This is a genomic window from Bradyrhizobium sp. LTSP885, assembly GCF_000938305.1.
Classification (GTDB): domain Bacteria; phylum Pseudomonadota; class Alphaproteobacteria; order Rhizobiales; family Xanthobacteraceae; genus Bradyrhizobium.
In genome coordinates this window covers 147,962-155,474 of sequence record NZ_JYMT01000010.1, presented here as the reverse complement: position 1 = coordinate 155,474, position 7,513 = coordinate 147,962, and the positions used below count along the sequence as shown (strand labels likewise).

7 protein-coding genes are annotated in these 7,513 nt (G+C 64.1%); 3 read left to right on the top strand and 4 right to left on the bottom strand.

Annotated features, from left to right (window positions below; translation table 11 throughout):
* Positions 1 to 15: 15 nt before the first annotated feature.
* Positions 16 to 252: a hypothetical protein gene (locus UP09_RS07010; protein WP_044537421.1), complete on the top strand. Its 237-nt coding sequence runs from the start codon at positions 16 to 18 to the stop codon at positions 250 to 252.
* Between the two features lie 8 nt (positions 253 to 260).
* Here the strand turns inward: UP09_RS07010 and UP09_RS07005 are convergent, their stop codons facing one another.
* Positions 261 to 425: a Flp family type IVb pilin gene (locus UP09_RS07005; protein ID WP_044537342.1), complete on the bottom strand. Its 165-nt coding sequence runs from the start codon at positions 423 to 425 to the stop codon at positions 261 to 263.
* A 246-nt stretch (positions 426 to 671) separates the two neighbouring features.
* Here UP09_RS07005 and UP09_RS07000 point away from each other — a divergent pair, with 246 nt between their 5' ends.
* On the top strand, positions 672 to 2,378 hold the full coding sequence (locus UP09_RS07000; protein WP_349643907.1) for a thiamine pyrophosphate-requiring protein: 1,707 nt from the start codon (positions 672 to 674) through the stop codon (positions 2,376 to 2,378).
* A 91-nt stretch (positions 2,379 to 2,469) separates the two neighbouring features.
* The gene (locus tag UP09_RS06995) at positions 2,470 to 3,786 is read left to right on the top strand and encodes an NAD(P)/FAD-dependent oxidoreductase (RefSeq protein ID WP_082070012.1); all 1,317 of its coding nucleotides are present in this window, start codon (positions 2,470 to 2,472) and stop codon (positions 3,784 to 3,786) included.
* Between the two features lie 16 nt (positions 3,787 to 3,802).
* Here UP09_RS06995 and UP09_RS06990 read toward each other — a convergent pair whose 3' ends face one another.
* The 3 genes from UP09_RS06990 to UP09_RS06980 are packed head-to-tail and all read right to left on the bottom strand — an operon-like array spanning position 3,803 to position 7,512.
* Entirely contained in the window at positions 3,803 to 5,050 is a 1,248-nt protein-coding gene (locus tag UP09_RS06990; protein WP_044537340.1) for an ABC transporter substrate-binding protein, read from the bottom strand.
* A 54-nt stretch (positions 5,051 to 5,104) separates the two neighbouring features.
* Positions 5,105 to 6,586, bottom strand: coding sequence for an ATP-binding cassette domain-containing protein (locus UP09_RS06985; RefSeq protein WP_044537339.1), 1,482 nt, complete (start codon positions 6,584 to 6,586; stop codon positions 5,105 to 5,107).
* Positions 6,586 to 7,512, bottom strand: a complete 927-nt coding sequence (locus UP09_RS06980) for a branched-chain amino acid ABC transporter permease (protein WP_044537338.1) — start codon at positions 7,510 to 7,512, stop codon at positions 6,586 to 6,588. Before UP09_RS06980 ends, UP09_RS06985 begins: the two co-directional genes overlap by 1 nt.
* Position 7,513: the final 1 nt, after the last annotated feature.

Sequence of the window (7,513 nt, the reverse complement as noted above, 5' to 3'; positions counted from 1 at the left end):
CCCGCCGTATTTGAGATGCCCTGGTCGACGCCCTTCGACGAACCGATCGCACTCCGCCGCAGTGGCCAGTTGGTGACGCTGCAGCAGGCCGCCGACTACATCATGAAATTGCCTGATAAGACCCAGCAGGAGCAACGCTGGCAGGTCGCGGTCGAGCATTTGATCAACGCGGCGGAAACCGGCGGCGGCTGGCTGATGTTTGCGCGGATCGCGATGCTGCGCGCGCTGAACGGCGATGGCGGAGAAAGCTAAGGGCGGCGCTACTTCAGCGAGGTGCTGACGGACGCGAAGCGCGCGCTGAGATTGGTGCCGATACCGCCGACGGCATAAACGATGATAATGCTGAGCCCGCCGCCGATGATGGCGTATTCGAGAGCCGTCGTCCCGGATTCATCGCGGAAAAATCTTGCCAGCAACGAACGCATTGAAAGCTCCTGTCGACGCCTGCAGATACTCTCCCGCGCCGTGAAATTACGCCAGCAAAACTAGGACACATTGGTTGACGCCGCGTTGACGGACAGCATGAACGGTCGCTTAAAGGTTGCACGGGATTTTCGTCTATTCCGGACCGCGTCATGCCGCCCCTCGCCGGCCGGCTGGCCCTCTCTTGCCCGCAAACGCATATCAGGACTACCTGATCCGGGCGCAGGTGCGCTTTACCGCCCTCTCAAATCCTGTTCCTCTACCCCCGGGACGACAACGAGGCTGGACCAAACCGGCCAAACCCAAGGGGAGAGACCGCCATGAAGCTCGGCACCGCGATCGCGGAAATCATGAAGCGCGAGGGCATTGAGATCCTCTGCGGCTATCCGGTCAACCACCTGATCGAATACGCCGCCAATGCCGACATCCGCCCGGTGATGGTGCGCCAGGAGCGCATCGGCATCCACATGGCGGACGCGATCTCCCGCGTCACCTCGGGACAAACCATCGGCGCGTTCTGCATGCAGCATGGCCCGGGCGCCGAGAACGCCATGGGCGGCGTCGCGCAGTGCTATGGCGAGTCGGTGCCCGTTTTGGTGCTGCCGATGGGCTATGCGCGGCGGCTCGCCAATATCGACCCGAACTTCAATTCCACCCAGGCGATGAAGGCGTTCTCGAAATCCTCGGAACCGATCAATATCGCAGCCGAGGTCTGCAACATCTTCCGGCGTGCCTTTACAAAACTGAAGAACGGCCGCGGCGGCCCTGTCATCGTCGAAATCCCCGCCGACATGTGGAACGAGGAAGTCGCGGAGCCCCTGAACTACACGCCGGTGCTGCGCACCCGCTACGGCGCCGACCCCGTTCACGTCAAGGAGGCCGCCGCCCTGCTCGTGAATGCAAAACGGCCGGTGATCTATGCCGGCCAGGGCGTGCATTACGCAAAAGCCTGGCCGCAGCTGAAGCGCCTCGCCGAGCGGCTTGCGATTCCCGTCACGTCAAGCCTCGGTGGCAAATCGTCGTTCCCCGAGACCCATCCGCTGTCACTCGGCTCCGGCGGCCTTGCGGTGCCGCGCGCGGTGCCGAAATTCTTGGGCGAGGCCGACGTGATCTTCGGCATCGGCTGCTCCTTCACCGAGACCTCGTTCGGGATCGCGATGCCGAAGGGCAAGACCATCATCCATTCGACGCTCGATCCGAACCACATCAACAAGGATGTCGAGGTCCAGATCGCTCTCGTCGGCGACGCCGGCCTGGTGCTCGACGCGCTGCTGGAGGAGATCGGCAAGACGGTAACGTCGGACCGCAACGCCAGCGCGGTCGCGGAAGAAATCGCGGCCTCCCACAAGGAATGGCTTGCGAAGTGGATGCCGAAGCTGACGCACAATGACGCGCCGCTCAATCCCTATCGCGTGCTGTGGGACCTCCAGCACACCGTCGACGTCAGCAACACCATCATCACCCATGATGCCGGCAGCCCGCGCGACCAGCTCTCGCCGTTCTGGAAGTCGGTCGAGCCGCTGTCCTATATCGGCTGGGGCAAGACCACACAGCTCGGCTACGGCCTGGGGCTTGCCATGGGCGCCAAGCTGGCAAAGCCCGACAAGCTCTGCATCAATGTCTGGGGCGATGCCGCGATCGGCTTCACGGGGATGGATTTCGAGACCGCGGTGCGCGAGCGGATTCCGATCATGTCGATCCTGCTGAATAATTTTTCGATGGCGATCGAATTGAAGGTGATGCCGATCTCGACCGAGAAGTATCGCTCGACCGACATCTCCGGCGACTACGCCGCAATGGCCCGCGCCTTCGGCGGTTATGGTGAGCGCGTGACGAAACCCGAAGACATCATCCCCGCCATCAAGCGCGGGATCCAGAAGACCAAGGAAGGCGTGCCGGTGCTGCTGGAATTCATCACCAGCAAGGAGACCGAAGTCTCGCGGCCGGGCACCTGAGGGGTTACGCAGCTGACAGCCCTGCCCTCACCCACTTGATTTGACCTCGCGTGAGCGCGCAAGCTGCCTCCAACGAAAGCCGGAGGGAGACATGGCGCGTGTCCTTGTGCTGGGTGCCGGCTTTGCCGGGCTGTGGGCCGCACTCGGCGCGGCGCGCAAGCGCGACGAGATCGGCACGCGGGCTGATGACACCGACATTCTCGTCGTCGACCGCAACGCCTATCACAACATCCGGGTTCGCAATTACGAGGTCGACCTCAGCGACGTCGCGCTTCCGCTCGATGGCCTGCTCGATCCGGTCGGCGTCAGGCACATGGTCGCTGACATCGAGGCGATCGATCCGGCGAAGCGGCAGGTCAAGGTCGGGACAGGCGCCGGCAAGGAAGTCCTGGGCTACGATCGGCTGGTGCTGACGACGGGCAGCGAATTGGTCCGCCCTGCAATCCCCGGTCTTGCCGCCCACGGCTTCGATGTCGACACCTATGCCGCGGCCATCGAGCTCGACGCGCATCTCGCGGCACTCGGCAAGCAGCAACCGTCAGAGGAACGTTCGACGGTGGTGGTCGTGGGCGCCGGCTTCACCGGGATCGAGGTTGCGACCGAGATGCCGGACAAGCTCGCACGGGCCGGCATCACCGGTGACCGCCGCATCATTCTCGTCGATCCCAATCCGGTGGTCGGCACGACCTTCGGCGCGCACGGGCGTCCTGTCATCAACGAGGCGCTGTCGGCGCTGGGCGTCGCGACCCGGCTGAATGCCAAAGTGAGCGCCATCGACGCCACCACCATCACGCTAGGCTCCGGCGAAATCATTCCGACGCAGACCGTGGTCTGGTGCGCCGGCATGCGCGCCAGCCCGCTCGCTGCGAGTCTGCCGATCGCACGCGATAGCCTCGGCCGCCTGACGGTCGACCACTTCATGCGCGCCGACGGCCTCGCGGGCGTGTTTGCCGCCGGCGACGTCGCCTCCTGCCTGATCGACGGCCAGCATGCGACCGTGATGTCCTGCCAGTTCGCCCGGCCGATGGGGCGGTTCGCCGGACATAACGTGATTGCTGATATCTTCGACGAGCCGCTGCTGCCGCTCACCATCGACTGGTATGTGACGGTGCTCGATCTCGGCGCCTCGGGAGCGCTCTATACCACCGGCTGGGACCGCGAGGTCCGAACCACCGGCGCTGCCGCAAAGCTCACCAAGCAGACCATCAATCGTGAGCGCATCTATCCGCCGCGCAGTGCCGACCGCACCGAGCTTCTTGCTGCCGCCGCACCCACGATCCAGGCGCCGCCGCCAACGCGCACGCAATCGAACGAAAATCTATCCGTCGTCATTGCGAGGAGCGAAGCGACGAAGCAATCCATGCCTCCGCAAGTTGAGAAATGGATTGCTTCGCTTCGCTCGCAATGACGGCGAGGCCTTTTCCTTACTGCGACAGCTTCACGAAATCCGGAAACTTCAGCTTGCCTTCGGCGATCGCCTTCGGCCAGACCGTGATCTGCTTGCCGTTCTGCCACTGGAACACCAGGCCGGTCACGCTGCCGGGGCCGGACTTGATGCCGTGGGTGAATTCGTCGTCCTTGCCGTAGAACTGGATCTTGCCGATCGTGCCTTCGAAGTCGGTCTTCTCGAGTTCAGTGACCATCTTGTCCGGATCGGTCGAGCCGGCGCGCTGGATCGCCTCCGCGATGATGTAGACCTCGTCATAGGCGGTGTAGCCGGTATAGGCCGGCGGCGTGCCGTACTTCGCCTTGAAGGCCGCGGCGAACGGTTTGGTCTTCGGCGTCACCGCGACATCGGGCGTCGCCACTGCGAGCGAAGGCACGCCATCGGCCGCGCCGTTGGTGTCGCCCCAGAACGTCGGGCTCAGCGCCTGCGCGCTGATGCCGAACATCGGGATCGGCACCTGCTGGTTCTTCCACTGCACCGTCGGCTGCACGCCGACATGGGAGATGCCGGTGACGATCACGTCGGGCTTCTTGCTCTCCATGTTATTGAAGATCGGCGTGAAGTCGGTGGTATCAGGCGAGAAGCGCACGTGTTCGACCACCTTCAACCCGGCCTTGGGCAGGCAGGCCTCGTAGCCGATGTCGAGCGGCTTGGTCCAGGCCGCGTCCTCGCTCATGATTGCCGCGGTCTTGAACTTGAGCTGGTCGACCAAGAGCTCCTTGGCGGCGTCACAGACGATCTGCGCCTGGGCAGCCGAGGTCAAATAGCCGTGGAAGGTGTACTTGTTCTTCTCGTAGTCGTTGTGGATCGCCTTGGTGATCTCATTCGATGCCGCGCCGGGGGTGATCAGCGGCATCTTGAGCCGCGCCGCCCACGGCTCGAGCGCCAGCACCACCTCGCTGATATAGCTCGCGATCACGGCGGACACCTTGTCCTCGCTGACCGCGCGCTGGAACGCGCGCACCGAATCCGCCGACGAACTCTTGTTGTCGTAGCTGACGATCTCGATCTTGCGGCCCATCACGCCGCCCTTGGCGTTGATCTCGTCGGCCGCGATCTGCGCGCCGCCCGGCGTCGCGGCACCCGCAATCGACTGCACCTCGGCGATGACGCCGATCTTGATCGGATCGTTGGATTGCGCGTAGGCGGGCGCTGCAAGGCAGAGCGCGAGCGCTGAGGCGAGCGGGAACAGGCTCGCACGGCTACCATTCGAAGTTCGTGACATGATGATCTCCCTTTCCTTGCTTTGTTATTGTCGACATCGTTATCTGATCGAGAACTACAGGAAGTCCTTGCCGGCCTCCGCAGCGAACCGGCCGGGATCGCCCTCCCAGACGATCCGCGCGTGCTCCAGCACATAGACGCGGTCGGCATGGGGAAGCGCGAAGGTCACGTTCTGCTCGCCGAGCAGTACCGTGATCTTGGTGGTCTGGCGCAATCGCTCCAGCGCCTTTGACAACAGTTCGAGGATGACGGGCGCCAGACCCAGCGTCGGCTCGTCCAGAATCAGGATCTGCGGCTGCATCATCAGCGCGCGGCCGATTGCCAGCATCTGCTGCTCGCCGCCGGACAGCGTCTGCGCCATCTGGCCCTGACGCTCTTTGAGGATCGGAAACAGCTCGAACAGCCAGGCGAGCTGCTTGGCCCTCGCCTCGTCGGTCAGATGCTGGCCGCCGAGGTCGAGATTTTCGCGCACCGACATCTCGCCGAACAATTCGCGCGATTCCGGGCACTGCACGAGCCCTGAGCGGGCGATCTTCGCCGGACCTATCCCGCGCAGCTTCTCGCCGCCGCGGATGATATCGCCGGTGTAGGGCAGGAAACCCGAGATGGTGTTGAACAGCGTGGTCTTGCCGGCGCCGTTGAGGCCGACGATGGAGACGAACTCGCCCTCATGGACGTGGATCGAGACGTTCTCCAGCGCCTGCGCCTTGCCGTAATGCACGCTGACATTCTCGACCTGCAACAGCGGCACCTTGTCCTTGAAGCTGGTTTCGGGCCGCGCATGGGTCTCGATCGCGCCGCCGAGATAGACCCGCCGCACGGTCTCATTCTTCATCACGTCCTCGGCGCGGCCGGTCGTGATCTCCTCGCCCAGATACATCGCCAGCACCCGGTCGACCAATGCGGCGACGCTCTTGACGTTGTGATCGACCAGCATCACCGCGCGTCCCTCGTCGCGGAAGCTGCGGATCAGCGCGGAGAAGCCGCCGACCTCGCCGCTGGTCAAGCCGGCAAACGGCTCGTCGACCAGCACCACTTTTGGGTCACGCGCGATCGCCTTCGCCAATTCCAGCCGCCGCAAATCGGCAAACGGCAGCGTCGGCGGACGGCGGTCCATCACGGCGCCCAGGCCGACGCGATCGGCGATCCATTTGGCGCGCTCGTTGAGCGCCTTGTCGGGAAACAGCATGAACAGGCTGTCGGGCAACAGCGCGACCATGATGTTCTCGAGCACGGTCTGCCGGTTCAGCGGCCGCGAGTGCTGGAACACCATGCCAAAACCCTTGCGCGCGATCTTGTGCGCAGGCAGGCCGGCGACGTTCTCGCCCTCGAAGATCACCTCGCCGGAGGTCGGGCGCTCGATGCCCATCACGCTCTTCATCGCCGTCGACTTGCCCGATCCGTTCGGCCCGATCAGGCCGAGGATCTCGCCGGGGCGCACCTCGAAGCTCAAATTCTTCACGGCGGTCAGGCCGCCGAATCTTTTGGTGAGTCCGCGAACCCTGAGAACGGGAGTGGTGGTGACAGTCTGATCCATTACGAGCGCGCCTCACGTGACAAGGCCGCTCCGAGGAAACCGCCGGGGAAGAACAGCACGACGAGCAGCGCGACGGCCGAGACGATGAAGGTCGCGAGCTCGCCGGTCGGGCGCAGGAATTCGCCTGCGACGATCAGGAAGATCGCACCCAGCGCCGCCCCCAGCACGGTGCGCCGGCCACCGAGCACGGCTGCGACGATGACGTTCACGCCGACCGCGACGTCGACCACGGTGCCGACCGACGCGGTGCCGAAGTAGAACACCAGCAGCGCCCCTGAGAGCCCGGAGAAGAACGCGCTGACGATGAACGCCGCGAGCTTGTGTTTGACGATGTTGAAGCCGAGCGCGCCGGCCTGCACCGGATCCTGCCCGCTGGCCTGCAGCACGAGGCCGACTGGCGATTGCGACAGGCCGTACAGGATCGCGGCGCTGATGGTCATGAAGCCGAGCGCAATCCAGTAGTTCGCGCCGGCGTTGATGGTGATGACATCGGGAATGGTGAGGCCGATCTCGCCGCCGGTGAGATCGGCGAACACCACGATGAAGTTCTGCAGCATCAGCACCGCGACCAGCGTGGTCAGGCCGAAATAAGGTCCCCTCACCCGCAGCGCCGGCAGCGCCAGCACGAAGCCTGCGACGACAGAGGCCAGCGCACCGAGCACGATGCAGAGATACACCGACCAGCCGAATTGGGCGTTGAGGATGCCGGCGGTATAGGCGCCGACCCCGATCAGGAAGGTCGGGCCGAAATTGACCTCGCCGGCGAATCCGAACAGCAGGTCCCAGGCCATCGCGAACACGCCGAAGTAAAAGGCGACGGTGAGAAGCCCCAGGATATAGCCCGAGACGTACAACGGCAGCGTGGCCGCAATGACCACGCAGGCCAGCGAAATGAAGAACAGCCGCGACGTGAAGAACCCAGCCATC